At 62.5% G+C, this 25,465-nt stretch carries 18 protein-coding genes; 16 read left to right on the forward strand and 2 right to left on the reverse strand.

Annotated elements, in window-relative coordinates:
• Positions 1–12 precede the first annotated feature (12 nt).
• Genes BM110_RS09230 through BM110_RS09240 form a run of 3 tightly spaced genes read left to right on the forward strand, consistent with a single transcriptional unit; the run spans position 13 to position 2,927 of the window.
• Positions 13–1,419 carry an NAD(P)/FAD-dependent oxidoreductase gene (locus BM110_RS09230; protein ID WP_093513216.1) on the forward strand — a complete coding sequence of 469 codons (1,407 nt, stop codon included), beginning with the start codon at positions 13–15 and terminating at the stop codon, positions 1,417–1,419.
• A gap of 26 nt (positions 1,420–1,445) precedes the next feature.
• Positions 1,446–1,787 (forward strand): cupin domain-containing protein, encoded by a 342-nt coding sequence (locus BM110_RS09235; protein ID WP_092243414.1) that lies wholly within the window; start codon positions 1,446–1,448, stop codon positions 1,785–1,787.
• Positions 1,788–1,847: 60 nt separating this feature from the next.
• Positions 1,848–2,927 carry a polyamine ABC transporter substrate-binding protein gene (locus tag BM110_RS09240; RefSeq protein WP_093513217.1) on the forward strand — a complete coding sequence of 360 codons (1,080 nt, stop codon included), beginning with the start codon at positions 1,848–1,850 and terminating at the stop codon, positions 2,925–2,927.
• A 31-nt stretch (positions 2,928–2,958) separates the two neighbouring features.
• On the opposite strand, the gene BM110_RS09245 is transcribed toward BM110_RS09240, so the two are convergent.
• Positions 2,959–3,744: a helix-turn-helix transcriptional regulator gene (locus BM110_RS09245; RefSeq protein ID WP_092243423.1), complete on the reverse strand. Its 786-nt coding sequence runs from the start codon at positions 3,742–3,744 to the stop codon at positions 2,959–2,961.
• A 201-nt stretch (positions 3,745–3,945) separates the two neighbouring features.
• Between BM110_RS09245 and BM110_RS09250 the strand changes: the two genes are divergently transcribed.
• From BM110_RS09250 to BM110_RS29565, 11 genes are all read left to right on the forward strand, one after another.
• The gene (locus BM110_RS09250; protein WP_093513218.1) at positions 3,946–5,310 is read left to right on the forward strand and encodes an APC family permease; all 1,365 of its coding nucleotides are present in this window, start codon (positions 3,946–3,948) and stop codon (positions 5,308–5,310) included.
• A 9-nt stretch (positions 5,311–5,319) separates the two neighbouring features.
• Positions 5,320–6,426, forward strand: coding sequence for a DmpA family aminopeptidase (locus tag BM110_RS09255; protein WP_093513219.1), 1,107 nt, complete (start codon positions 5,320–5,322; stop codon positions 6,424–6,426).
• 363 nt (positions 6,427–6,789) lie between these two features.
• Complete coding sequence (locus tag BM110_RS09260) at positions 6,790–8,223, forward strand: serralysin family metalloprotease (RefSeq protein WP_071488361.1); 1,434 nt, start codon at positions 6,790–6,792, stop codon at positions 8,221–8,223.
• A 43-nt stretch (positions 8,224–8,266) separates the two neighbouring features.
• Positions 8,267–8,641, forward strand: coding sequence for an AprI/Inh family metalloprotease inhibitor (locus BM110_RS09265; protein WP_093513220.1), 375 nt, complete (start codon positions 8,267–8,269; stop codon positions 8,639–8,641).
• Positions 8,642–8,744: 103 nt separating this feature from the next.
• Positions 8,745–10,496, forward strand: a complete 1,752-nt coding sequence (locus BM110_RS09270; protein WP_093513221.1) for a type I secretion system permease/ATPase — start codon at positions 8,745–8,747, stop codon at positions 10,494–10,496.
• On the forward strand, positions 10,493–11,806 hold the full coding sequence (locus BM110_RS09275; RefSeq protein WP_093120968.1) for an HlyD family type I secretion periplasmic adaptor subunit: 1,314 nt from the start codon (positions 10,493–10,495) through the stop codon (positions 11,804–11,806). Before BM110_RS09270 ends, BM110_RS09275 begins: the two co-directional genes overlap by 4 nt.
• Positions 11,807–11,808: 2 nt before the next feature.
• On the forward strand, positions 11,809–13,143 hold the full coding sequence (locus BM110_RS09280; RefSeq protein ID WP_092243444.1) for a TolC family outer membrane protein: 1,335 nt from the start codon (positions 11,809–11,811) through the stop codon (positions 13,141–13,143).
• Positions 13,144–13,173: 30 nt separating this feature from the next.
• On the forward strand, positions 13,174–16,131 hold the full coding sequence (locus BM110_RS09285; RefSeq protein WP_093513222.1) for an autotransporter serine peptidase EprS: 2,958 nt from the start codon (positions 13,174–13,176) through the stop codon (positions 16,129–16,131).
• 43 nt (positions 16,132–16,174) lie between these two features.
• Positions 16,175–19,285 carry an autotransporter serine protease gene (locus tag BM110_RS09290; protein WP_093513223.1) on the forward strand — a complete coding sequence of 1,037 codons (3,111 nt, stop codon included), beginning with the start codon at positions 16,175–16,177 and terminating at the stop codon, positions 19,283–19,285.
• Positions 19,286–19,361: 76 nt separating this feature from the next.
• Entirely contained in the window at positions 19,362–20,792 is a 1,431-nt protein-coding gene (locus tag BM110_RS09295) for a polyurethane esterase (protein WP_093513224.1), read from the forward strand.
• Between the two features lie 135 nt (positions 20,793–20,927).
• Positions 20,928–21,092 carry a hypothetical protein gene (locus tag BM110_RS29565; RefSeq protein WP_165447925.1) on the forward strand — a complete coding sequence of 55 codons (165 nt, stop codon included), beginning with the start codon at positions 20,928–20,930 and terminating at the stop codon, positions 21,090–21,092.
• A 47-nt stretch (positions 21,093–21,139) separates the two neighbouring features.
• On the opposite strand, the gene BM110_RS09300 is transcribed toward BM110_RS29565, so the two are convergent.
• A complete protein-coding gene (locus tag BM110_RS09300; RefSeq protein ID WP_071488353.1) occupies positions 21,140–21,364 on the reverse strand; it encodes a YgdI/YgdR family lipoprotein in 225 nt (74 codons plus the stop codon).
• A gap of 186 nt (positions 21,365–21,550) precedes the next feature.
• Here BM110_RS09300 and BM110_RS09305 point away from each other — a divergent pair, with 186 nt between their 5' ends.
• Positions 21,551–23,197, forward strand: coding sequence for a VRR-NUC domain-containing protein (locus BM110_RS09305; protein ID WP_093513225.1), 1,647 nt, complete (start codon positions 21,551–21,553; stop codon positions 23,195–23,197).
• Entirely contained in the window at positions 23,194–25,449 is a 2,256-nt protein-coding gene (locus BM110_RS09310) for an ATP-dependent DNA helicase (protein ID WP_093513226.1), read from the forward strand. The genes BM110_RS09305 and BM110_RS09310 overlap by 4 nt, the downstream gene beginning before the upstream one ends.
• Positions 25,450–25,465: the final 16 nt, after the last annotated feature.

Consider the following 25,465-nt stretch of genomic DNA (forward strand, 5'->3'; position numbering starts at 1 on the left):
GGGGAACCTGGCATGCCGGCATGGCGCACTATCAGCTTATGGATGGACCAGTTGGACGACCCGCTGCAAGCGCGGCCGGCGCTGGAGCATGACCTGGACGTCAACGTGGCCATTATCGGCGCCGGTTACACCGGGCTGTGGACTGCGTACTACCTGAAACGCCAGGCCCCTGAGCTGAAAATTGCCATCATCGAAGCGCAAACCGCCGGTTTCGGCGCCTCCGGTCGCAATGGCGGCTGGCTGATGGGCAATCTGCTGGGCGAAGATCGCTTGCTCGCCGGCCTGAATCCCGAGCAACGCCGTGCGTCGTTTGACCTGTTGCACGCCATTCCCGACGAAGTGGCCCAAGTGCTGGCACGTGAAGGCATCGACTGCGACTACCGAAAGGGCGGCGTGCTGTACTGCGCCGCGCGTTACCCCGAGCAGGAAGGCAGCCTGCGCCGCTATCTGGAAAAACTCTACGCCCAGGGCCTGACCGAAGCCGACTACCGCTGGCTCGGCCCGCAGCAGCTGGCCGAACAGATCCGCATCGCCAAACCCTACGGCGGCATTTACGCCCCCCACGTTGCGACCATCAACCCTGCCAAGCTGGTGCGCGGCCTGGCGCGGGTGGTCGAGAGCATGGGCGTGACAATCTACGAAAACAGCCCGGTCACCCACTGGCAGTCCGGCAGCCTGCGCACCGCAAAGGCCAGCGTGCGTGCCGCCTGGGTGGTGCCGGCGGTGGAAGGCTATGCCACCACCTTGCCGCCGCTGGGCCGCTACCAACTGCCGGTGCAAAGCCTGATTGTCGCCACCGAGCCATTGCCGGCCAGTACCTGGGATGAGATCGGCCTGAGCCATGGCCAGGCTTTTAGCGAAAGCAGTCGTCAGGTCACCTACGGCCAGCGTACAGCGGACAACCGCCTGGTGTTCGGTGCGCGCGGCGGTTATCAGTTTGCCGGGAAGCTGCGCCATGACTTCGATTTGACCGACAGCGAAGTCGAGCTGCGTCGCTACCTGTTTGGTGAGCTGTTCCCACAGCTCAAGAGCGTGAGGATCAGCCATTCCTGGGGCGGCAACCTGGGCATGTCGCGCAATTTCCGGCCGCACATGCTCTGCGATCACAAGACCGGCATCGCGCTGTCCGGCGGTTACGGCGGGGAGGGCGTTGGCGCGACCAACCTGGGCGGCCGCACCCTGGCCGACCTGATCCTGGGGCGCGGCACCCCGTTGACCCATCAACCCTGGGTCATCCGCGAACGCGGCCTCGAGGCACTCAAGCCCTGGGAGCCCGAGCCCTGCCGCTGGCTGGGCTACAACGCGATCATTCGCAGTTTTGTCCATGAAGACCAGGTACTGGCCAACCCCAATACCGCGCCTTGGCGTCGCAAGCTGGCGACCGGCGTGGCCGGGTTCATGGAAGGTTTCATGCACTAAGTCGTTTCATCAATACGGGAAAGCCCATGAGCATCACTCAATTCAAAGACACGCTGAACGCCTCCCTGCCGGACTCGTCGCCCGTCGCCGTGCCCTTGGGCGAACCCATCGCCGTTGCGTCGACACTGAGCGTGGAGCGCGACGACGGCGTCGAGACCGGCATCTGGGAGTGCACCCCCGGGCGCTGGCGTCGACAGATCACATCCCAGGAGTTCTGCCACTTTGTCCAGGGCCGCTGCACCTTCACCCCGGACAACGGTGAAGTCGTTCATATACAAGCCGGTGATGCACTGATGTTGCCGGCCAACAGCACCGGTATCTGGGATATCCAGGAGACCGTGCGCAAGACCTATGTATTGATCCTGTAACGCTTTGATCCTTGATCGCCTGCCATAAAAACAGCCCTAAAACCGCCAGGAAATCGAACCATGAAAGCCATTGCCCTGTTGCCCTTGATGTTGGTGGCCTCTATCAGCCAGGCCGCCGAGACGGTGAAAATCTACAACTGGTCGGACTACATTGCGCCGGACACCACCAAGAACTTCCAGAAAGAAACCGGTATCGGTTTCACCTATGACGTGTACGACAGCAATGAAACCCTCGACGGCAAGTTGATGACCGGTAAATCCGGCTACGACGTGGTGTTCCCGTCCAACCATTTCATGGCCCGGCAGATCCAGGGCGGGGCGCTGAAAAAGCTCGACAAGAGCCAGTTGCCCAACTGGAAAAACCTCAACCCGGTGCTGCTCAAGGCCCTGGAAAACAACGACCCGGGCAATGCCCATGGTTTCCCGTACCTGTGGGGCAGCACCGGCATCGGCTACAACATCGACAAGGTCAAGGCGGTACTGGGCGACAATGCGCCGGTGGATTCCTGGGATTTGATCTTCAAGCCGGAAAACATGGCCAAGCTGCAGAAGTGCGGGGTGGCGATCCTCGACAACGGCCCGGAACTGCTACCGGCTGCGCTGAACTACCTGGGCTTGCCGCACCACAGCAAGAAACCTGAGGACTACAAAAAAGCCGAAGATCTGTTGATGAAAGTGCGACCGTATGTGGCGTACTTCCATTCCTCGAAATACACCGCCGACCTGGCCAATGGCGATATCTGCGTGGCCGTCGGCTTCTCCGGCGACATCCTGCAAGCCGAAAGCCGCGCCAAAGAGGCCAAGAACGGCGTGAACATCGGCTACAACATCCCCAAGGAAGGCGCCGCCATCTGGTTCGACATGGTCGCGATGCCCGCCGACGCGCCGGATGAAAAAGCTGGTTATGCGTTCATGAACTACCTGCTGCGCCCGGAAGTAATGGCCGGCATCACCAACTACGTGCATTACGCCAATGGCAACCAGGCCGCCGACAGCCTGGTGGACCCGGCGATCAAGGCGGATACCAAGGTGTACCCGAGCCCGGCAATGATGGGCAAGTTGTTCGCGCTGGAAGCGATGCCGCTGAATATCGACCGGGTGCGTACACGGGTGTGGAACACCATTCGCACGGGTCGCTGAAGGGCGGGGCGGTGAGCGGCCCACGCACAGCTCAGGGATTTTCCAGATCATGCCCCAACGACTGGATAAACAACGAAAACAGCTCCGGTTGTGACGAGATATCCAGCTTGGCGTACAAATGCCGACGGTGCACCTTCACCGTGTCCGGCGAGATGTTCAGGCGCTCGGCCATGGCCTTGGACGAGAACCCGCGCAGCACCAGGCGGGCGATTTCCAGTTCGCGGTCCGAGAGCACCCCGCAGCCGAACTGACTCAGCGCATCCCGGATCTGGCTGTCCATCGCCGGGGCGCGCTGGGTGCTTTGCTGCCAATGCTGTTGCATCAGCGGCAACACCCAGGCCGCTACGGTGGTCATCAACCCGGTCTCCTCAAAGCTGAAGCGCCGCTGCATGCCCAACGACAGCGATAACGTCCCGGCGCCCGGCAGTTGCAGGATGAACTGCACCTCGTCTTCCAGCACGTTGTCGTGGAAGTAATTGAGGAAGTACTCACTCTGGCGAAAATGATCCGGCGCCACTTCCTCCAGGCGGTACACCCCGCTGGCATACCCCTCGCGACAGGCCTGGAAGAACGGGTCGAGCAAATACAAGCCATTGAGGTACGCCAACATCGACGCCGGCTTGCTGCTGGGCTGGGCGTCGTATTCTTCCAGGGCCAGTGGCGGGCCCTCCAAGGGGTAGAAGATCGCCAGGGCGTTATCGAAGGGCAGGCATTGGTGCAGCAACAGCACCAACTGCTTCCAGAAACGCTCGGTGCCGATGTGCGCAACGGTGCGGCCCAGGCCGGCGTGCATCCCCACCTCGCGAAACAGGCTCATGTGACAGGCTCCCGCCGGCAAAAAGATCGGCCAAGGGTTCGGCTTTTGCCGGGTGGCGTCAAGGGGAGTACGCCAATAGGGGAATTGGCCGACATGCCCTCACGTATTAACGTCCGCATCATTCAGCGGGAAACATATCCCGTGACTTATCAGATTTTTCGTTTCTGCCTCATACCAAGAACAACGACAGAGGATAACGATATGAGCACTTCCCCCACGCCTGAAGGCGTGCTGAAACCCACCTTGAGCGTGTTCGATGTGGTCGCCATTACCGTATCGGCGGTGACGCCGGCCAGTTCCGTGTTTGTGATCGCACCGTTTGCCATCCAGCAGGCCGGCAGCGGGGTGTTCCTGGCGTTTGTGATGGCCGGTCTGCTCGCGCTGATGTTTGCCTTTTGCTACGCCGAACTGGGCCGTGCCCACAACAGCGCCGGTGGCGAGTATGTGTACGCCAAGCGTGTGTTCGGCGGCATGGCGGGTTATGCGACGTTCCTGACCGTGCTGGTGATGTTGCTGTTTATTCCACCGGTACTGGCTACGGGCGCGGCAACTTACCTGAATAACGCCCTGGGCACGAAGTTTGATTCGCAGACTGTGGCCCTGGCGATCGTGGTGTGCAGCTACGCCCTGGGCATCCTCAATATCAAGCTCAATGCCTGGATCACTGGCACCTGCCTGTTGCTGGAAGTCGCAGCGCTGCTGGTGATCGTGGTGATCGGCTTTGGCAACCCGGTACAACCGGCCAGCGTGCTGTTCCAGCCGCAGATCGTCGAAAACGGCGTGTTGCACCTGGCGCCCTGGGCCCTGGTGATCGGCGCGGTGGGTATCGGCCTGTTTTCCTACAACGGCTACGGCCCGGCGGTGTTGCTCGCCGAAGACATGAAATGCGGCGGCAAAGGCGTGCACAAGGCGGTGCTGTGGTCCCTTGGCCTGGTGGTGGTCATCGAACTGGTGCCAATCACCGCCCTATTGATCGGCGCGCCGTCCCTCAGCGCGATGATCAGCAGCCCTGACCCCATCGGCTACCTGCTGACCAGCCACGGCAATGCAACACTGTCACGCCTGGTCAGTGCCGGGATCTTCCTGTCGGTGTTCAATGCGATCGTCGCCATCGTGATCCAGATCGGCCGCGTGGTGTTCAGCAGCGGGCGCGATGCGCTGTGGACGCCAGGCATCAACAAACTGTTCACACGCATTCACCCGCGCTGGGATTCGCCGTGGTTGGCGACGCTGTTCCTGGCGATTCCTTCGGCGCTTCTGAGTTTCAGCTCCAACCTGGCCGACCTGACCTCGTTCAGCGTATTGCTGATCATGCTGGTGTACCTGGTGGTGGCGTTGAGCGCGTTGATGAGCCGCGTGCTGCTGCGTGACCGCGAGCATCCCTACCGCATGCCGTTGTGGCCGCTGCCGGCGTTGGTGGCGGTGCTGGGCGCGGGCTATCTGTTAATGACCTTGATCGTGGCGGCCTCGGTCCGCGACATCATGATCATCCTCGGCCTGCTGGCCCTGTCGGTGATCCTGTATTGCATCAGTGGCCGGTTGAGTCCGGTCTTCCAGAAATTGTAAGGAGTGGTTATGCGCGCACGTCAATTGGGCATCACGTTAGGGCTGGGCACGCCCGGTGAGTGGAACGCCATCACCGACGTGCCGGGGGTGAGGGTCGGGCACAGTACGCTCAAGACTCGCATCGATGGCAAGCAGGTGCGCACCGGCGTCAGTGTGATCCAGCCGCGCGCGGGAGAAGCACGCCTGCAACCGTGCTTTGCCGGGTACCACGTGCTCAATGGCAATGGTGACGCCACCGGCCTCGAGTGGGTCAGCGAAGCGGGGCTGTTGACCACGCCGCTGGCGATCACCAACACCCACAGCATCGGCATCGTGCGCGACAGCCTGATTGCCCTGGAGCGCGAGCGCCTGGCCGATCCGGCAGTGTATTGGTGCATGCCGGTGGTGATGGAAACCTATGACGGCCTGCTCAACGACATCTGGGGCCAGCACGTGGGGCCCGAGCATGTGCGTGAAGCGGTGGACAATGCCGAAACCGGCCCGGTACAGGAGGGCGCGGTCGGCGGAGGCACCGGGATGATCTGCCACGAGTTCAAGGGCGGCATCGGCACATCCTCGCGGTGCCTGCCGGCGGAGCAGGGCGGCTGGACCGTCGGCGTGCTGGTGCAGGCCAACCATGGCAAGCGCCAGGAACTGCGGGTGGATGGCTACCCGGTGGGGCGCAGCCTGATGGACATTGCGTCGCCGTTCGCCGAGCAAGGCACGCCGGGCATGGGTTCGATTGTGGTGATCATCGCCACAGACGCGCCGTTGCTGCCGCACCAATGCCAGCGCCTGGCACAACGTGCATCCATCGGCATCGCCCGCACCGGCGGCGGCACCGAGGACTCCAGCGGCGATCTGTTCCTGGCGTTTGCCACGGGTAACCAGGACTTGCCGCCGGCCGATTACGGGCGCAAGGGCCTGCCGTTCAGCAGTGCATTGCAGATGGTCAACAATGACCATATTTCGCCGCTGTTCAGCGCGGCGGCGGAGGCTGTGGAGGAGGCAATCATCAATGCGATGCTGGCCGGGGAGGACATGCTCACCGATCAAGGCGTGCGCGTGCCGGGCCTGGACGCCGACACGCTGTTGGCGGCATTGCACCACACCGGCTGGAGTGTGTCCCGGAAATAGGGGGCACACTTAATGGTTACTGTAAGTAGTGGCTGTTTAATGTTGCCAATGGCACCGTGGCAATATATTGGATCCATTAATAGCGAATGCCGCTTAACTTGAGCGGCATTAGTGCTATTTAATATTTAAATACCGGCGCGGTGTTTTTTGTCGGACAACATCGGTACTGCCCAATAAACATGGAGCGGAACTTATCCGGGGTGTTTGCCTGCCGATTTTTAGTGCAGGAAAAGATGTAGACGAAGGATTTGAAGTTGTGTCAGTTTTCTTACGCCTTCAAAAGAGGCGAGTGATAGGACGATCTCGCCCGCGGGGTTCCTATCGATCAAAGACTGATGCACTTGCAAACAAGGAAGTACGTTTATGTCAAAAGTAAAAGACAAGGCTATCGTGTCGGCGGCGCAAGCCAGCACCGCTTACTCGCAAATCGATAGCTTCAGCCATTTGTACGACCGTGGCGGCAACCTCACGATCAATGGCAAACCCTCCTATTCCGTTGACCAGGCGGCCACCCAGCTGCTGCGCGACGGCGCCGCGTACCGGGACTTTGACGGCAACGGCAAGATCGACCTGACCTACACCTTCCTGACCTCGGCCTCCTCGAGCACCATGAACAAACATGGCATCGCGGGCTTCAGCCAGTTCAATGCCCAGCAGAAAGCACAGGCCGTACTGGCCATGCAATCCTGGGCGGACGTGGCCAACGTCACCTTCACCGAGAAAGCCACCGGCGGTGACGGCCACATGACCTTCGGCAACTACAGCAGCGGCCAGGACGGCGCGGCAGCCTTCGCCTACCTGCCCGGCACCGGCGCAGGCTACGACGGCACCTCGTGGTACCTGACCAACAACAGCTACACCCCGAACAAGACCCCGGACCTGAACAACTACGGCCGGCAGACCCTCACTCACGAAATCGGCCATACCCTGGGCCTGGCCCACCCTGGCGACTACAACGCCGGGAACGGCAACCCGACCTACAACGACGCGACCTATGGACAGGACACGCGCGGCTACAGCCTGATGAGCTACTGGAGCGAGAGCAACACCAACCAGAACTTCAGCAAGGGTGGGGTCGAGGCTTACGCGTCCGCTCCGCTGATCGACGACATCGCGGCGATCCAGAAGCTCTACGGCGCCAACTACAACACCCGTGCCGGCGACACCACGTACGGCTTCAACTCCAACACCGGGCGTGACTTCTACAGCGCCACCTCCAATGCCGACAAGCTGGTGTTCTCGGTGTGGGATGGCGGTGGCAACGACACCCTGGACTTCTCCGGCTTCACCCAGAACCAGAAGATCAACCTCAATGAAGCGTCGTTCTCCGACGTGGGCGGCCTGGTGGGCAACGTGTCCATCGCCAAGGGCGTGACCGTCGAGAATGCTTTCGGCGGTGCCGGCAACGATTTGATCATCGGCAATAACGCGGCCAACGTGATCAAGGGCGGTGCCGGCAACGACCTCATCTACGGTGGCGGCGGGGCGGACCAATTGTGGGGCGGTGCGGGCAACGACACCTTTGTGTTCGGTGCCAGCTCCGATTCCAGGCCGGGCGCGGCGGACAAGATCTTTGACTTTACCTCCGGTTCCGACAAGATCGACCTGTCCGGCATCACCAAGGGCGCAGGCCTGACCTTCGTCAATGCCTTTACCGGGCATGCCGGCGATGCAGTCCTCACCTACGCCGCAGGTACCAACCTGGGCACCCTGGCTGTGGACTTCTCCGGGCACGGCGTGGCGGACTTCCTCGTCACCACCGTCGGCCAGGCTGCGGTCAGCGACATCGTAGCGTGATGCACGGGCGCGGCGCTTCGGCGCCGCGCCTTACGGATGGAGCATGAAGATGCGGCGTATGTTTAATGTGATCGCCTGCGTGTTGCAGGTGATGTTCGTGTCGGCAGGAGCCCACGCAATGGCGAGCAGTCTCGTATTACCTATCTCCGCCCAGTTGGCCGGGCATTGGCAGTTGCACCAGCAGGACCAGGTCTGCGCGCTGGACCTGCTGGAACAGGCCAATGCCTTGGGCGGCGATGTGGCGTGTGTCGCAAACTGGTTGGGCGACAAGCCCCTGACCTGGACGCCAACACCCGACGGTATCTGGCTGATGAACGCCGAAGGCAGTGGTATTACTCACCTCAACCGACAGAAGGAAGGTGAATATAAAGGCCGCACGCCGACGGGCCTTGAAGTTGTACTGCAACGCGCACCTTAGTTGCCGTTATAAGTAAATAACTTGATTTCATTAGTTGACCGCTTCGTTCGCCGGGGCTGGGGCAACTATTGCGCGTAATTTGGTTCAAGGAAGATCAGACACCATGGCAAAGTCCCATGCCGCCGCGCCGTTGTTCAAGGCGCTGGGTGAGTACAAGAGTATTTTGATCAGCATTGGCTGTTTCACGGCGTTGATCAACCTGCTGATGCTGGTGCCGTCGATTTATATGCTGCAAGTGTATGACCGCGTGCTGTCCTCCCAGAATGAAACCACCCTGGTGATGCTGACGCTGATGGTCGTGGGCTTCTTTGCGTTTATTGGCCTGCTGGAGGTGATCCGCAGTTTTATCGTGATCCGCATCGGCAGCCAACTGGAGCGGCGTTTCAACTTGCGCGTGTACAAGGCTGCATTCGAACGCAACCTGCAACGCGGCCAGGGGCATGCCGGGCAGTCCCTGGGGGATTTGACCCATATTCGCCAATTTATCACCGGGCCGGCGCTGTTCGCGTTTTTTGATGCGCCGTGGTTTCCCATCTACCTGTTTGTGATTTTCCTGTTCAGCGTGTGGCTTGGCGTGTTGGCCACGGCCGGCGCCGTGCTGCTGATCGGCCTGGCGTGCCTGAATGAATACCTGACCAAAAAGCCCTTGGGCGAAGCCAGTGGTTACTCCCAGCAATCCACGCAACTGGCCACCAGCCACCTGCACAATGCCGAGACCATCCAGGCCATGGGCATGCTCGGCGCACTGCGCAGCCGTTGGTTCGCGTTGCATTCGCAGTTTCTTGGCTTGCAGAACAAGGCCAGTGATACCGGCTCGGTGATCACCTCCCTGAGCAAATCCCTGCGCCTGTGCCTGCAATCGCTGGTGCTCGGCCTGGGGGCATTGCTGGTCATCAAGGGCGATATGACCGCCGGGATGATGATCGCCGGCTCCATCCTGATGGGCCGGGTGCTCAGCCCCATCGACCAGTTGATCGCGGTATGGAAGCAATGGAGTTCGGCCAAGCTGGCCTATCAGCGCCTGGATGACTTGCTGCGCGAGTTCCCCCCGGAGGTCGAGCAGATGAAGCTGCCGGCGCCCAAGGGCCAGGTCAGCTTCGAACAGGTCAGCGCCGGCCCGCCCGGGCGGCGTCTGGCGACCTTGCACCAGGTCAGCTTCAATCTGGGCGCTGGCGAAGTGCTCGGTGTGCTCGGGGCGTCGGGCTCCGGCAAATCCACCCTGGCCCGTGTGCTGGTGGGTGTATGGCCGACACTGGCTGGCACCGTGCGCCTGGATGGCGCCGACATCCATCGCTGGGACCGCGACGACCTGGGCCCGCACATCGGCTACCTGCCCCAGGACATCGAGTTGTTCAGCGGCAGCATCGCCGACAACATCGCACGCTTTCGCGAGGCCGACCCCGAGCAGGTGGTGCGGGCCGCACAGCAGGCCGGTGTACATGAACTGATCCTGCGTTTGCCCCAGGGCTACGACACCGTGCTGGGCGACAACGGCGGCGGCCTGTCCGGCGGCCAGAAGCAACGGGTGGCCCTGGCCCGCGCCCTGTACGGCGGGCCGCGCCTGATCGTGCTGGATGAGCCCAACTCCAACCTCGACACCGTGGGCGAAGCCGCCCTGGCCAGCGCCATCGTGCAGATGAAAGCCCAGGGCAGCAGCGTGGTGCTGGTGACCCATCGTTCGTCGGCGCTGGCCCAGGCCGACAAGTTGCTAGTGCTCAGCGACGGTCATTTGCAAGCGTTCGGGCCGAGCCAGGAGGTGTTGCGCGCATTGTCCGGCCAGCAGGAAACGCCCAAGGAGAAACCGGGCGTGAGTTTCAGTCGTCAGTACCAGGCCGCAAGGAATCCAGGCGCATGAGCAGCATCACAGTTGAACCACGCTTCAAAGAGCACGACGCCAGGTTTTTCACGCGCATGGGATGGTTGCTGACCGTGGTCGGCGCCGGCGGGTTTTTCCTGTGGGCCAGCCTGGCACCACTGGACCAGGGCATCCCGGTACAGGGCACGGTGGTGGTGTCGGGCAAGCGCAAGGCCGTGCAAACCCTCAGCCCGGGCGTCGTCAGCCGGATCCTGGTGAAGGAGGGCGAGCTTGTAAAACAAGGCCAGCCGCTGTTCCGCCTTGACCAGACCCAGCATCAGGCCGATGTGCAATCCCTGCAAGCCCAGTACCGCATGGCCTGGGCCAGCGTGGCGCGCTGGCAGAGCGAGCGCGACAACCTCGCCGGCATCCGCTTTCCCGTCGAACTCAGTGCCGATCCCGACCCCGCCCTGGCGTTGGTGCTGGAAGGCCAGCGCCAGTTGTTCAGCAGTCGCCGCGAAGCTTTCGCCCGCGAGCAGGCCGGCATCCGCGCCAATATCGAGGGCGCCACCGCACAGCTGGGCGGTATGCGCCGTGCGCGCACTGACCTGACCGCCCAGGCCCAGTCCCTGCGCGATCAACTGAGCAACCTGCAACCCCTGGCCGACAACGGCTACATCCCGCGCAACCGCTTGATGGAGTACCAGCGGCAGTTGTCCCAGGTGCAACAGGACCTGGCGCAAAACACCGGCGAAAGTGGCCGTGTGGAGCAGGGCATTCTCGAGTCGCGCCTCAAGCTGCAACAACACAGTGAGGAATATCAAAAAGAGGTACGCAGCCAGTTGGCCGATGCGCAATTGCGCAGCCTGACCCTGGAGCAGCAACTCACCTCGGCCGGGTTCGACCTGCAGCACAGCGAAATCAACGCCCCGGCGGATGGCATTGCGGTCAATCTCAGCGTGCACACCGAGGGCGCCGTGGTCCGCGCCGGCGAAACCCTGCTGGAAATCGTGCCCCAGGGTACGCGCCTGGAAGTGGAAGGGCATCTGCCGGTGCACCTGGTGGACAAGGTTGGCACGCACCTGCCGGTGGACATCCTCTTCACCGCCTTCAACCAGAGCCGCACGCCCCGGGTGCCGGGGGAGGTCAGCCTGATTTCCGCGGACCAGATGCTCGATGAAAAGACCGGTGCGCCTTACTACGTGCTGCGCACCACGGTCAGCGAAGCGGCCTTGGAAAAACTCCATGGGCTGGTGATCAAGCCGGGCATGCCCGCCGAGATGTTCGTGCGCACCGGCGAGCGCTCGTTGCTCAATTACCTGTTCAAGCCGCTGCTCGACCGTGCCGGCTCGGCGCTGACCGAGGAATGAACATGAAACCGGTGTTTATTGCCTTGCTGTTGACCTGCGCCAGTGCCCAGGCGGCCATGGGACCGTTCGATGTGTACGAGCAGGCCCTGCGTAACGATCCGGTGTTTCTCGGCGCGATCAAGGAGCGCGACGCCGGCCTGGAAAACCGCACCATCGGCCGCGCCGGGCTACTGCCCAGGCTGTCGTACAACTACAACAAGGGCCGTAACAACTCCCAGGCCACCTTGCCGGACGGGCGCGGTGGCAATTATCACGACGACCGTAACTACAACAGCTACGGCTCCACCTTCAGCCTGCAACAGCCGCTGTTCGACTACGAGGCCTACGCCAACTACCGCAAGGGCGTGGCCCAGGCGCTGTTTGCCGATGAAAGCTTTCGTGACAAGAGCCAGGCGTTGCTGGTGCGGGTGCTGACCTACTACACCCAGGCCTTGTTCGCCCAGGACCAGATCGACATCGCTCGCGCCAAGAAGAAGGCCTTCGAGCAACAGTTCCAGCAGAACCGGCACTTGTTCCAACAGGGCGAGGGCACTCGCACGGACATTCTGGAAGCCGAATCGCGCTACGAGCTGGCCACCGCCGAAGAGATCCAGGCGCTGGATGAACAGGACGCATCCTTGCGCGAGCTGGGCGCCTTGATCGGTGTACAGAGCGTCGACATCCACGACCTGGCGCCACTGAACCAGGGTTTTGCCGCGTTCACCCTGACCCCGGCCAACTACGACACCTGGCATGAGCTGGCTCTCAGCAACAACCCCACGCTGGCCTCCCAGCGCCAGGCCCTGGAAGTGGCGCGTTATGAAGTGGAGCGCAACCGTGCCGGGCATCTGCCCAAGGTCACGGCGTATGCCAGTTCGCGCCAGCAGGAATCCGACAGCGGTAACACTTACAACCAGCGCTACGACACCAACACCATTGGCGTCGAGGTCAGCCTGCCGCTGTATGCCGGTGGCGGCATCTCGGCCTCCACCCGCCAGGCCAGCCGCGCCATGGAGCAGGCCGAGTACGAGCTTGAGGGCAAGACCCGGGAAACCCTGATCGAACTGCGCCGGCAGTTCAGCGCCTGCCTGTCGGGGGTGAGCAAATTGCGCGCGTATCAGAAAGCCCTGGCGTCGGCCGAAGCACTGGTGGTGTCGACCAGGCAAAGCATCCTCGGCGGCGAGCGGGTCAACCTCGACGCTTTGAATGCCGAACAGCAGCTCTACAGCACCCGGCGCGATCTGGCCCAGGCGCGGTATGACTACCTGATGGCCTGGACCAAGTTGCACTACTACGCGGGCAACCTGCGCGATACCGATCTGGCCAAAGTGGATGAAGCGTTCGGCCCGATGAAATAAGCCGTCATAACAACAATAAGGAGGGTTTCAATGCTCTGCGACTCACGCCGTTTCAAACCGCTTGCCGCCGGTTCCTTGCTGCTGGTGTCCGTTGTGGCGCAGGCGGCCTATACCGAGGCCGGTCAACCGGGGAACGCCGCCAGTTGGCGCTCCGCCGAATTCCAGAGCGACTGGGGGCTGGGCCGCATGAAGGCGGATGAAGCTTACGCCGCTGGTATCACGGGTAACGGGGTGAAGATTGGTGCGCTGGACTCAGGTTTCGATCCCGACCACCCGGAAGCCGCCAAGGATCGCTATCACGCCGTCACCGCCAATGGCAGTTACGTCGATGGCAGCCCCTTCGGCACCAGCGGCGCGCTCAACCCCAACAATGACTCCCACGGCACCCATGTCACCGGCACCATGGGCGCGGCCCGTGATGGCGTCGGCATGCACGGCGTGGCCTATAACGCGCATATCTTCGTGGGCAACACCAACGCCAACGACAGCTTTCTGTTTGGTCCGACCCCGGACCCCAAGTACTTCAAGGCGGTGTACAGCGCCCTGGTGGATTCCGGCGTGCGCGCCATCAACAACAGTTGGGGCAGCCAACCCAAGGATGTCAGCTACCAGACCCTGGGTGATCTGCACGCCGCCTACGCCCAGCATTACAACCAGGGCACCTGGCTGGATGCGGCGGCGGATGTGGCCAAGGCCGGTGTCATCAACGTGTTCAGTGCCGGCAACAGTGGTTACGCGAATGCCAGCGTGCGCTCGGCGTTGCCGTATTTCCAGCCGGAACTGGAGGGGCACTGGCTGGCGGTATCGGGGCTGGATAAAGCCAATAGCCAGAAATACAACAAATGCGGCATAGCCCAGTACTGGTGCATTTCTACGCCTGGCGCGCTGATCAACAGTACCGTTCCCGGCGGTGGCTACGGCGTGAAGTCCGGCACCTCGATGTCGGCACCGCATGCCACGGGTGCGTTGGCATTGGTGATGGAACGTTATCCCTACATGACCAACGAACAGGCGTTGCAGGTGCTGCTGACCACCGCCACGCAGCTCGATGGTTCGATTACCCAGGCGCCCAACACCACGGTGGGTTGGGGCGTACCGGACCTGGGACGGGCGATACACGGTCCGGGGCAGTTACTCGGGCCGATGAACGTCAGCCTGGCGGCCGGGCAGAGCGATGTCTGGAGCAATGGCATTTCCGACCAGGCCCTGCTCCAGCGCCAGGCGCAAGACGCCGCCGAGCACAGCGCCTGGCAGCAGACCCTGATCGACAAGGGCTGGCAAAACGGTGTGGGCGCCGCTGCCAGCCAGCAGGACCAGACCGATTACGCGGTCGGCACAGCACGCGACCAGGCGGCCGCGACACGGATTTATGCAGGCAGCCTGATCAAGTCCGGCGCAGGCACGCTGGTACTCGACGGCGACAGCACCTATCGCGGTGCGACCACCGTCAACGGCGGGCTGCTGGCGGTCAACGGTTCACTGACGTCTGCGGTGACCGTCAATGACCGCGGTACATTGGGCGGTTCCGGACGGATCGGCGCGCTGTCGGTCAACACGGGTGGACGAGTGGCGCCGGGCAATTCGGTGGGCACCTTGCAGGTGGCGGGTGACGTGAACCTGGGCGTGGGTTCCACCTATGCGGTGGAGCTCACGCCCACCAGTAGCGACCGTATCGTCGCCGGGGGCAAGGCGATCCTGGGCGGCGGCAACGTCAGCCTGGCGTTGGAAAACAGCCCGACCCTGCTCAGCGGCGCACAGGCGCAAAGCCTGATCGGCCGCCAGTACAGCATCCTGCAGGCGGCGGGTGGCATCCAGGGCCGATTTGGCCAGGTGTTGCCCGGCTATCTGTTCCTCGGTGGCACCCTGGGTTACGCCGCCAATGGCGTGCAATTGGACGTGGTCCGCAGCGCCGCCACGTTTGCCAGCGTCGCGGCGACCCGCAACCAACGCAATGTGGCGATCGCCGCCGAGCAACTGGGCGCGGGCAACCCGGTGTATGAAAGCATTCTGCAGTCCGATTCCGTCGAGGTGGCGCAACAAGGCTTGCAGCAACTGTCCGGTGAAATCTACCCGGCCATCGGCGCCATGCTGATCAACGACAGCCTGCAAGTGCGCGACGCCGTGGGCGAGCGCTTGCGCCACGTGCCGGTCACTGCTGAAAGCAACCTGTGGCTCAAGGCACTCGGTGCCTGGGGCAAGCGCGACAGCCGCAGCGAAACGGCGGGTTCCACCACGTCCCTCGGTGGCCTGCTGGGCGGGGTCGATGGTGCGCTGGACGAGCAGACGCGCGTGGGCCTGGTCGCCGGTTACAGCGACAGCTCCTTGATTATGGGCAGCGGCACGCATGCCTCGGCGTCCATCGACAGCTATCACCTCGGCGCGTATGTCGGGCGCGAGCTGGGTGATTGGCGCATCAGTGCCGGTGGCGCCTACAGCTGGCATCGCGGTGACGTGAAGCGCGACCTGCACTACGGCGCCGTCAGCGGCAAGCAGAAAACCAAACTGGAGGCGCGCACGGCGCAACTGTTCTCCGAAGCCGCCTACCGGATCAACCTGCAACCCTTGGCGCTGGAGCCGTTCGCCAACCTGGCCTATGTGCACCTGGACAGTGACCGCTTCCACGAAAAAGGCGACGCCGCCGCGCTTGAGCGTGGCAGTGATCGCCGGGACGCCGTGCTCGGCACCCTTGGCGTGCGTGCGTTGAAAACCATTGCCCTGAACGATCACCAGCCACTGCAGCTTTCCGCTTCGCTGGGCTGGCAACACAGCCTCACCGCCGTCGAATCCGCAGAGCACCTGGCGTTTGTCGCCGGTGGACCGTCATTTGCCGTGGGCAGTTCGCCGTTGCTGCGGGACGCCGCGCTGGTCGGCGTGCAGGCCAGCCTGGCGTTGAGCCCGGCCATGCGGGTCAACCTTGATTACAACGGCCAATTGGGTGGACGGGAGAAAACCCAGGGGGTGGGGCTGAGCCTCAACTGGCAGTTCTGAAGCGACTTACACACGTTCAATAAGAAAACTAAGGAAGGTCAGCGTGAACAAAAGCAAGTCAGGGTTAACAACCGCCATCCACACCGCCTTGGGCTACCCGCTCAACGCGACCCGCAGCGCGCCATACGGTGCCTTGCTGTGCTGCCTGGCAAGCCTGGGAACCGCCCAGGCCGCACCCTATGTGGAAACCGGCAAGCTGGGTGACGCCGCCAGCTGGCGCAGCACTGAATTCAAGGCCGACTGGGGCCTGGGCGCCGTGCATGCCGACGCCGCGTATGCCGCGGGCTATACCGGCAAGGGGGTCAAGCTGGGGATCTTCGACCAGCCGGTGTACGCCCAGCATCCGGAGTTCGCCAGCCCCGGCAAAGTCGTGACGATTGTCACTGAGGGCATCCGCCAGTACACCGACCCGTATATCCCGGTGAAGGCCGGCGATGCGTTTCGTTATGACGGCACGCCGTCGCTGGGCTCCAACGGTAAGCTGGGCAACCACGGCACCCATGTCGGCGGTATCGCTGCGGGCAATCGCGATGGCGGGCCGATGCATGGCGTGGCCTTCGATGCGCAAATCATCAGCGCCGAGAACGGCGACCCAGGCCCGGAAGACGGCATCATCCTTGGCAACGATGGCGCGGTGTACAAGGCCGGCTGGGACGCATTGGTCGCCAGTGGCGCACGGATCATCAACAACAGTTGGGGCATCGGCATCGGCGACCAATACGCCCAGGGCGGACGCGACCCGGCGTTCCCGAATTTCACGGTCAATGAAGCGCAGGCGCAGTTCAATAACATCCGGCCGATCCTCGGTACGATCGCCGGGGGCGCCTACCAGGGCGCCATCGACGCGGCCCGCAGCGGCGTACTGACGATCTTCGCCGCCGGCAACGACTACAACCGCAACAACCCGGATGCGATTTCCGGGCTGGCGTACTTTGTGCCCGAGATCGCGCCCAACTGGTTGTCCGTCGCGGCCTTGCAGCAGAACCCGGACACGGCGAGCGCCGACCCATATGTGATCAGTACGTTCTCCTCGCGTTGCGGCTACGCGGCGAGCTTCTGCGTGTCGGCCCCCGGTACCAGGATCTACAGTTCCGTCATCAATGGCACCAATCTGGACAACCTCACCACCGACTATGCCAACTTCAACGGCACCTCCATGGCCGCGCCTCACGTGGCCGGCAGCGCGGCCGTGCTGATGCAGCGTTTTGCGTACATGAGCGGCGACCAGATCTCGACGCTGCTCAAGACCACCGCCACCGACCTCGGCGCACCGGGCATCGACTCGCTGTATGGCTGGGGTATGATCAATCTGGGCAAGGCGATCAATGGCCCAGGCATGTTTGTCACGGCCGAGGACATCCCCGCCGAGTTCCGCATCGACGGCGCCTATGGCAGCGGTCAGTTTGTCGCGGATCTGCCGGGCGTGGGCGCGGTGGTCGATGCCGGCAAACCGACACAGCGGCTGTGCAACGATGTGCATTGCGGGCTGGACGTGTGGAGCAATGACATCGCCGGACACGGCGGCTTGACCAAACAAGGTATCGGCACCTTGGTGCTCACCGGCTCCAGCACCTACAGCGGCCCGACGCTGGTCAACCAGGGCCTGCTGGCCATCAACGGCTCAGTCATTTCGAACGTCACCGTCAGCCAGAGTGGGGTGGTTGGGGGGAGCGGGCGCATCGGTTCGCTGTTGGCGAAAAACGGCGGAACCGTAGCGCCGGGCAATTCCATCGGCACGCTGAACGTGGCCGGGGACGTCACCTTTGAGCCCGGGTCGACCTATGCCGTGGAGCTGTCGCCCACCAACAGCGATCGCATTGTGGCGGGAGGCACTGCCACCTTGAACGGCGGCACGGTGACCCTCGCGCTGGAAAACAGCCCGACACTGCTCAGCGGTGCCCAGGCGCAAAGCCTGATCGGGCGCCAGTACAACATCCTGCAAGCCGCCGGCGGCATTACCGGCAGCTTTGGCGCGGTGCTGCCCAACTACCTGTTCCTTGGCGGCAACCTGAATTACGCGGCCAACGGCGTGCAACTGGACGTGGCGCGTAACGCCAACAGTTTTGCCAGCGTGGGCGCCACGGACAACCAGCGCGCCGTGGCCAGCGCCGCTGAGCAACTGGGCGCGGGCAACGCCGTGTATGAAAGCCTGCTGTCGGCGCCGAACGCGGCATCGGCGCAAGGGGCTTTCCAGCAGCTGTCTGGGGAAATCTACCCGGCATTGGAAACGGCCTTGGTCAACGACAGCCGCTACGTGCGTGAAGCCGTGGGCGAGCGCCTGCGCAATGGCGAGATGGGCGCACCCAGCGAGACGCTCGACAGCCGTGGCAACGTGTGGGTGAAGGCCCTGGGCGCCTGGGGCAAGACCGACAGTCGCAGCGATACGGCCGGCTACACCACGTCCGTCGGCGGCATGCTCGCGGGGGTGGACGGTGCGCTCGACGAGGCCACGCGCATCGGTCTGGTCGCCGGTTACAGCGACACGTCACTCAACATGGGCAGCGGTACCCATTCCCGTGCTTCGGTCGACAGCTATCACTTCGGTGCGTACGCCGGGCATGAGATCGGCGCCTGGCGCCTGAGCGGCGGCGCCACCTACAGCTGGCACCGCGCAGACGTGAAACGTGACCTGCAATACGGCGATGTTTCAGGCAAACAGAAAGCCAAGGTTGATGCACGCAGCACCCAGGTGTTCACCGAAGCGGCCTACCGGGTCAATCTGCAACCGCTGGCCCTGGAACCGTTCGCCAACCTGGCCTACGTGCACCTGGACAGCGATGGCGTGACCGAAAAAGGCGACGCTGCTGCACTCAAAAGTCGCGACGACAGCCGCGACCTGGTGCTGAGCACCCTGGGTATGCGTGCCTTGAAAACCTTCACCGTGAATGACCACCAGCAACTGGAGGTGTCCGGCACCCTGGGCTGGCAGCACAACCTCAGCAGCAATGACTCTGAACAGCACCTGGCGTTTGCCTCGGGCGGCCCGTCGTTTGCGGTGGAAAGTGCGCCGATGGTGCGTGATGCGGCGCTGGTCGGGGCGCGGGTGAGCCTGGCGTTAAACAAGCAGGCGCGAGTGAACTTTGACTACAACGGCCTGCTGGCCAGCAAGGAAAAAGTCCATGGCGTGGGCTTGAGCCTGGACTGGGCGTTCTGAGGGTTGCGGGTGCCGGCACACCGGCACCCGCAGGTTTGGCTTTCTCGACAACTCCAACAAAAGAGAGGCACACCCCATGGGGATCTTTGACTATAAAAACCTCGGTGCCGAGGGTTCCAAGGCGTTGTTCGCCGATGCAATGGCGATCACGTTGTACACCTATCACAACCTGGATAACGGCTTTGCCGTGGGGTACCAGCACAATGGCCTGGGGCTTGGCCTGCCCGCCACGCTGGTCGGCGCATTGCTCGGCAGCACCGATTCCCAGGGCGTGATCCCCGGCATCCCGTGGAACCCGGATTCGGAAAAAGCCGCCCTGGACGCGGTGCACAAGGCCGGATGGACGCCGATCAGCGCCAGTGCCTTGGGCTACGGCGGCAAGGTCGATGCGCGAGGTACATTCTTCGGCGAGAAGGCCGGCTACACCACGGCCCAGGTCGAGGTGCTGGGCAAGTACGATGATGCCGGCAAGCTGCTGGAAATCGGCATTGGCTTTCGCGGCACCTCCGGACCACGGGAAACCCTGGTCAGCGATTCTATCGGCGATCTGGTCAGCGACTTGCTCGCGGCCCTGGGGCCCAAGGACTACGCGAAGAACTACGCCGGCGAAGCCTTTGGCGGTTTGCTCAAAAATGTCGCCGACTACGCCAGCGCCCATGGCCTGAGCGGCAAGGACGTGGTGGTCAGTGGGCATAGCCTGGGTGGGTTGGCGGTCAACAGCATGGCAGACCTGAGCAACAGCAAATGGTCCGGCTTCTACAAGGACGCCAACTACGTGGCCTATGCCTCGCCGACCCAGAGTGCCGGCGACAAGGTGCTCAATATCGGCTACGAAAACGACCCGGTGTTCCGGGCCCTGGATGGTTCGTCCTTCAACCTGTCGTCCCTGGGCGTGCACGACACCCCCCATGCGTCGACTACCGACAACATCGTCAGCTTCAACGACCACTATGCGTCGACGCTGTGGAATGTGATGCCGTTTTCCATCGTCAACCTGCCGACCTGGATCTCGCACCTGCCCACCGGCTATGGCGATGGCATGACGCGCATCCTGGATTCGGGCTTCTACGAGCAGATGACCCGCGATTCCACGGTGATCGTGGCCAACCTGTCCGACCCGGCACGGGCTAACACCTGGGTGCAGGACCTCAACCGCAATGCCGAGCCGCACAAAGGCGATACCTTCATCATCGGCAGCGACGGCAATGACCTGATCCAGGGCGGCAAGGGTGCGGACTTTATCGAGGGGGGCAAGGGTAATGACACCATTCGCGACAACAGTGGGCACAACACCTTCCTGTTCAGCGGCCACTTCGGTAACGATCGGGTGATCGGCTATCAACCCACGGACAAGTTGGTGTTCAAGGATGTGGAAGGCAGCCCCGACTTGCGTGACCATGCAAAAGTGGTCGGCGCGGATACGGTGCTCACCTTTGGCGCCGACTCAGTGACCTTGGTCGGCATCGGGCAAGGCGGCCTCTGGGCGGACGGTGTGAGTATCGGTTGAATAAGGCTAAACGCAGCGGCGTGGAAATCCTTCGGTAAATAAATATCTACCTGGTTGTCGCGACGGATCGCTCGGTGTGCCTGCGTTTAACGATCAAGCGAGCCGTTTCGCGTGATGACGTGGGAGGAACCGAGCATGTCCCGATTGCGATTGTTGCTGTGCGCCCTGGTACTGCTGGGGTTGGCTGGGTGTGCGGTGTACCCGGCGTATCCTGGCCCGTGCTGCTATCACCCGTACTACCACTCGTACTATTACCATCCCTACTATCACCCGTACTACCACCCGTATTACCGCTATTAACCGAGCGATAATGCAAAAAAAGCCCCGCACTGCGGGGCTTTTCATTGTTATTTTTCTTTGATAACCGTCGCGACATCGGCGGCTTTGACTCGGATGCGCTTGCCGGCGATATCGGTAAATTCGTAGAAACCGTCCGCGGTCTTTGCGTTGGGGGTGTCCTTGGTCAAATACTGCGTGCCATTTTGCAGCGTCACTACGGTTTGCGTTGCGCAACCGGCCAGTACCAGAAAAGTGAGTGCAACCAGCGGCAGCCCCAGATTCTTCATGTTCATAACCCTTACCTTGACCTTGAAAAGTCCCGCGCCAGAGGCGGCGGGCGACAAATGTTACGCCATCGATTCTCCCATCTGATCACTTTTATAAGAAAAGTTGCAGGTGCCATTTATCTATTACCGATTGCAACAGGGCATTTGGGACGGCACTCTGTATGCATAACCAGTATTCGATCAGCGCGTGAAATGGCCAACCCCCTCGACGATCCCCTGTATTACCTGCATAACTTCCGCCGAGTGCTGCTCTGGCTGGCACAGCGCTATGCCGATTTGCTGGACCCGGACGAACAGCTTTTTATTCAGCAATTTGACAGGTTGCCGCAGGCGTCCCAGGCGCTTTTGGTGCGTATGGTGATGCGCAAGGGCGTGCATTTTCGGGCCCGCAAGCTCAATTACCTGGAGATTGGTTGCCCCCATGCGGCTGCCGGGCCGCTGATGGAACTGGGTTGGGTGGACGATCAGTACCTACTGGCCTTTGAAGAGCTGTTCGCCGTGCTGCAAAAAGCTGAAATCCTGGCCGCGTTCAAGCCGTGGATAGACCAGCCCAAAGGCAAGAAAACCGATTGGCTGGAAGGGCTGTCGGCGCAATTCATGGACAGCCGCAGCTTTGCCACCTGGTGCCCCGAGCTGGCCGACAGGTTGTTCAGCCTCACGGTGATGGAGCTGTGCGACCGTCTGCGCCTGATGTTCTTCGGCAACCTGCATCAGGACTGGTCCGAGTTTGTATTGGCTGACCTGGGCATCTACACCTATGAAAAGGTCGAGTTCTGCGCCGAATCCCGTGGTTTGCGCCATCGTGACGATGTGCAGGGGTATCTGTTCCTGCACCACTGCCAGCAGGCCTTCGAGGCCGGTGAGCCGCTGGAAGATGTACTGGCCGGGATCGCCACGCTGGACACCGATAACCCCTGGCTGGAAAAACGCCGCGCCAAGCTGTTGTTCCAGATTGGTCAATATTGCGAACGCACTGCCGAGCTGGCCGTGGCGGAGCGGATTTACCGGAGCTGCACCTACCCCGGTGCCCGCTCACGGTTGATCCGCGTGCTGGAGCGCCAGGAGGACTACGCCCAGGCCATGGCCCTGGCGAACACGGCCCAACAGGCCCCGGAAAGCGCCGCCGAACAGCAGCACTTGCTGCGTGTCATCCCACGCCTGCGCCGCAAACTGGGCGAGCCGGCGTTGCCCAAGGTCAAGCCACGGCCGGTCACGCGCCTGGACCTGGCCCTCACTCCGCCGGAATCCTTGATGTCGGTGGAGTACTGCGTGCAGGCGCACCTCAGCGAGCCGGATGGGCCGGTACATTATGTGGAAAACGGCCTGATCAATTCGTTGTTCGGCCTGCTGTGCTGGGACGTGATTTTTGCGCCGTTGCCGGGTTCGTTTTTCCACCCGTTCCAGCGCGGCCCCGCCGACCTGCACAGCGCGGATTTTCACCAGCGCCGTGCGCCGCTGTTCGCCGCGTGTTTCGAGCAACTGCAGGACGAGCGCTACAAAACCACTATCCGCCAACGCTACCGCGACAAATGGGGCATCCAGTCGCCCTTCGTGTTCTGGAACCTGCTCAGCGAAGAGCTGCTGGAGCAGGCCCTGGCCTGTTTGCCCGCCGAGCACCTGCGCTACTGGTTCGAGCGGCTGCTGCTGGACATCCGCGCCAATCGCGCCGGCATGCCCGACCTGATCCAGTTCTGGCCCGCGCAAAAGACCTACCGCATGATCGAGGTGAAAGGCCCCGGCGATCGCCTGCAAGACAACCAGCTGCGCTGGCTGGAGTTCTGCGGCGAGTACCAGATGCCGGTGACGGTCTGCTATGTGCGCTGGGCACAATCCGCTTGAGCTACACCGTCGCGGTGCGGGCGCTGTGCGAGTTCACGGCCAAGGTCGGTGACCTCGACCTGCGCTTCACGCCGTCGCCGAGCGCCCAGGAAGGCATCGCCGGCCACCGTACCGTAGCGTCGCGGCGCAGCCAGCACTACCAGAATGAAGTGGCGCTGGAGGGGCAATACCAGCAACTCACGGTGCGGGGCAGGGCGGACGGCTATGACCCGGATGCCAACCGCCTTGAAGAAGTGAAGACCTATCGCGGTGACCTCGATGCCCAGCCCGCCAACCACCGGCAATTGCACTGGGCCCAGGTCAAGGTGTATGGCTGGTTGATGTGCCGCAAACTCGGGCTCGCGCAAATCGACCTGGCGCTGGTGTACTTCGATATCGTCGGTGAGGGCGAGACCTTGCTCAACCAGCGCTTTCAAGCCAGTGAACTGGAGCCGTTCTTCAACCAGCAATGCGCGCTGTTCCTCGGCTGGGCCGAGCAGGAAATGCAACACCGCGCAGCGCGCAACGGCGCCGCGCAGACCCTGGCGTTCCCCCATGCGGATTTTCGCCCTGGCCAGCGCTCACTGGCCGAGTCGGTGTACAAGGCAGTCAGCACCGGCCGCTGCCTGATGGCCCAGGCACCGACCGGCATCGGCAAGACCATCGGCACGATTTTCCCGTTGCTCAAGGCCCTGGCGCCCCAGCAATTGGACACGTTGTTCTTCCTCACCGCCAAGACTCCCGGCCGCAAACTCGCCCTGGACGCCGCCCAAGTGCTGTATGCCAGCAGCCCCGGCTTGCCGTTGCGTGTGCTGGAACTGGTGGCGCGGGACAAAGCCTGCGAGCACCTGGACAAAGCCTGTCATGGCGACTCCTGCCCATTGGCCAAGGGCTTCTACGACCGCTTGCCCGCCGCGCGCATCGCCGCGTCCAAGGTGCGCCTGCTCGACCAGCGCAACCTGCGTGACGTGGCCCTGGCGCATCAGGTCTGCCCGTATTACCTGAGCCAGGAAATGGCGCGCTGGGCTGACCTGGTGGTCGCTGACTACAACTACTACTTCGACTTTGGCGCCATGCTGTTCGGCCTGGCCCAGCTCAACCAATGGCGTGTAGCGGTGCTGGTGGACGAGGCTCACAACCTGGTCGAACGGGCGCGTTCGATGTACAGCGCCAGCCTCGACCAGTACCACCTCAAGACCCTGCGCGACAGCGCCCCGGAACCGTTGAAGAAACCCTTGCAGCGCCTCAACCGTGAGTGGAACGCGCTGCACAAGGACCAGCTTGCGCCGTACCAGGCCTACGCCGCCCGCCCGGACAAACTGTTGCAGGCCCTGAGCCTGTGCGCCAGCGCCATGGGCGAATACTTCAACGAGCACCCCGAGTCCCTCAGCGGCGACCTGCAAGCCTTCTATTTCGATGTGCTGCAATTTGCCAAGGTGGCGGAGCTGTTCAACGAGCACTTCATTTTCGACATCAGCAAGCGCCAGCTCAGCGGCAAACGCAGCAGTTCCACCCTGTGCCTGCGTAATGTGGTGCCCGCCGAATTCATCCGCCCGCGATTGACGGCTGCCCGCAGCAGCGTGCTGTTTTCCGCGACCCTGAGCCCCCGACATTACTACGCCGACTTGCTGGGTTTGCCGGCGGATACGGCGTGGGTCGATGTGGAGTCACCGTTCAAGGCCGAGCAGTTGCAGGTGCGCATCGTCGCTGAAATCTCCACGCGCTTTGTGCACCGCCAGGCCTCGCTGGAGCCAATCGTCGAGCTGATTGCCCGCCAGTACACGCAACAACCTGGCAACTACCTGGCGTTTTTCTCAAGCTTTGATTACCTGCAACAGGTTGCGCAGTTGCTCGCCGAGCGACATCCGCAGATCGTGCTATGGCAGCAGTCACGCGGCATGGCCGAGGCCGAGCGCCAGGCGTTCCTCGACCAGTTAACCGAACACAGCCAGGGCATCGGCTTTGCCGTGCTGGGCGGCGCATTTGGCGAGGGCATCGACTTGCCGGGGGCACGCTTGATCGGTGCGTTCATTGCCACCCTCGGGTTGCCGCAACTGAACCCGGTCAATGAACAGATGAAACTGCGCATGGGCGCGATCTTCGGCGCTGGCTACGACTACACCTACCTGTATCCCGGCCTGCAGAAAGTGGTGCAGGCGGCGGGGCGGGTGATCCGTAGCCAGCAGGACCGTGGCGTGGTGATGCTGATCGATGACCGTTTCGGCGAAGGCCAGGTACGCCAGTTGTTGCCGCGCTGGTGGGCGCTGGCTTGAGTTTTTCCTGCCATCA

It is taken from the genome of Pseudomonas sp. NFPP28, from assembly GCF_900115535.1.
Taxonomy (GTDB): Bacteria; Pseudomonadota; Gammaproteobacteria; order Pseudomonadales; family Pseudomonadaceae; genus Aquipseudomonas; species Aquipseudomonas extremorientalis.

Coding starts and splice junctions, on each gene's coding strand:
- BM110_RS09280 (WP_092243444.1), top strand. CDS start 11,809: ATGAAACCGGTGTTTATTGCCTTGCTGTTGACCTGCGCCAGTGCCCAG.
- BM110_RS09265 (WP_093513220.1), top strand. CDS start 8,267: ATGAAGATGCGGCGTATGTTTAATGTGATCGCCTGCGTGTTGCAGGTG.
- BM110_RS09270 (WP_093513221.1), top strand. CDS start 8,745: ATGGCAAAGTCCCATGCCGCCGCGCCGTTGTTCAAGGCGCTGGGTGAG.
- BM110_RS09240 (WP_093513217.1), top strand. CDS start 1,848: ATGAAAGCCATTGCCCTGTTGCCCTTGATGTTGGTGGCCTCTATCAGC.
- BM110_RS09260 (WP_071488361.1), top strand. CDS start 6,790: ATGTCAAAAGTAAAAGACAAGGCTATCGTGTCGGCGGCGCAAGCCAGC.
- BM110_RS29565 (WP_165447925.1), top strand. CDS start 20,928: ATGTCCCGATTGCGATTGTTGCTGTGCGCCCTGGTACTGCTGGGGTTG.
- BM110_RS09230 (WP_093513216.1), top strand. CDS start 13: ATGCCGGCATGGCGCACTATCAGCTTATGGATGGACCAGTTGGACGAC.
- BM110_RS09255 (WP_093513219.1), top strand. CDS start 5,320: ATGCGCGCACGTCAATTGGGCATCACGTTAGGGCTGGGCACGCCCGGT.
- BM110_RS09285 (WP_093513222.1), top strand. CDS start 13,174: ATGCTCTGCGACTCACGCCGTTTCAAACCGCTTGCCGCCGGTTCCTTG.
- BM110_RS09235 (WP_092243414.1), top strand. CDS start 1,446: ATGAGCATCACTCAATTCAAAGACACGCTGAACGCCTCCCTGCCGGAC.
- BM110_RS09305 (WP_093513225.1), top strand. CDS start 21,551: ATGGCCAACCCCCTCGACGATCCCCTGTATTACCTGCATAACTTCCGC.
- BM110_RS09245 (WP_092243423.1), bottom strand. CDS start 3,744: ATGAGCCTGTTTCGCGAGGTGGGGATGCACGCCGGCCTGGGCCGCACC.
- BM110_RS09275 (WP_093120968.1), top strand. CDS start 10,493: ATGAGCAGCATCACAGTTGAACCACGCTTCAAAGAGCACGACGCCAGG.
- BM110_RS09250 (WP_093513218.1), top strand. CDS start 3,946: ATGAGCACTTCCCCCACGCCTGAAGGCGTGCTGAAACCCACCTTGAGC.
- BM110_RS09295 (WP_093513224.1), top strand. CDS start 19,362: ATGGGGATCTTTGACTATAAAAACCTCGGTGCCGAGGGTTCCAAGGCG.
- BM110_RS09300 (WP_071488353.1), bottom strand. CDS start 21,364: ATGAACATGAAGAATCTGGGGCTGCCGCTGGTTGCACTCACTTTTCTG.